General features: G+C 72.8%; 1 protein-coding gene. It reads left to right on the top strand.

The genetic code is table 11. The annotated features are described in order from the left end of the window. The first annotated feature begins 63 nt into the window (after nucleotides 1–63). The gene (locus ACFWY9_RS07390) at nucleotides 64–993 is read left to right on the top strand and encodes a hypothetical protein (protein ID WP_378338411.1); all 930 of its coding nucleotides are present in this window, start codon (nucleotides 64–66) and stop codon (nucleotides 991–993) included. Nucleotides 994–1196: the final 203 nt, after the last annotated feature.

A 1196-nucleotide genomic window follows, 5' to 3' on the forward strand; every position in this document is an offset into this window, starting at 1 on the left:
GGTGCGGGGGCGTCCCCGCACCGGCGGACGGCCGGACAGCGCCGAACAAGGCCGGATGGAACGATGAAACGCTTGCTCGGCCTGCGCCCGGTGCGGCACATCGCGGTGACCAGTGCGCTGGTCCTCGCGGTGTGCGCAGGCATCTTTCTCTTGCAGTACCTGGAGTTCTCACACGCACGCGACACCCTGCGCGAGCTGAGTGCCCGCGCGACGGCGACGGTGGTGCGTACCGGTGACGACACCGCCGCCGTCGAATTCCCCTTGCCGGACGGGAAGAACGCGACCGCCACGATTCCCCTCGACGGCGCTCCGCCGAAGACCGGGGCGCGGGTGCCCGTCGGCTACGACCCGGCACGGCCCGAGCGCGCCGTCATCCCCGGTGCCTCCCCGCTGGTGGCCGCTGAGCGCGCGTCGATCTACGCGACGGCGTCCGTCGTCGCCGCGCTGCTCGTCCTCGCCGTCGATGTCGTGGTGCTGGTGACCCGTTTCCGGCTCCCGTTACGCACCGCGCCCCGGAAGGTGCTCGTGCGGCGGGTGAAGTTCCAGCGCGGCGTGCTGACCCGGTCGTGGCTGGAAACCGGCACCGCGCAGCCCCGGTGGCTCCCGGTGTACTTCTCCCCCTCCCTGATCGCTCTCTCCTCCCCCGCCGAGGCCGAGGTGTACGGCGACCCGTCCCGCGACCGCCGGGTCACGGTGCGGATCGGCGGCGAAACGCTGTACCCCGCAGGCCCGGCGCGCCACAGCGAACCGCGCGGCAGGCGGACCGACAACCCCGCGGAGCCGGACGAGGAACGCCTCGCCGCCGCGGGCCGTCCGGTCTCACTTCCCCGGCAGTTCCGGGTGGATCTGCCCGTCTTCGTGGCGGCCCCGTTCGCGGGACTGTTCTGGGCGCTGGTGGACGGCACCGGCGTCCCCGGCTGGCTCGTGGTGACCACGCTGATCGGCGCCGCCGGTTTCTGGTGGGCGTCCCTGCGCGGCTCCGACCCCTCCTGAATCGACCCCTCCTGAATCGGAGTCGGCTGACCGGACCGGCTGCGACAAGGGCGCCCTGGGTGCGATGGATGCACCCAGGGCGCCCCTCGCACATCCATCGCCCGATGTCGCGGTAGCGCCCGTGGCCCCCATGTAAAGTCCCAAACGGGCGGTCTCGCCCCCACCCCCCCCCCCAAAACACATCGCCCCCCCCCCAAGGGGGT

Source organism: Amycolatopsis sp. NPDC059027 (genome assembly GCF_042739735.1).
GTDB lineage: Bacteria > Actinomycetota > Actinomycetes > Mycobacteriales > Pseudonocardiaceae > Amycolatopsis.

Excerpts from the sequence above, each read along its gene's own strand:
- ACFWY9_RS07390 (WP_378338411.1), top strand. The coding sequence starts at position 64 with ATGAAACGCTTGCTCGGCCTGCGCCCGGTGCGGCACATCGCGGTGACC.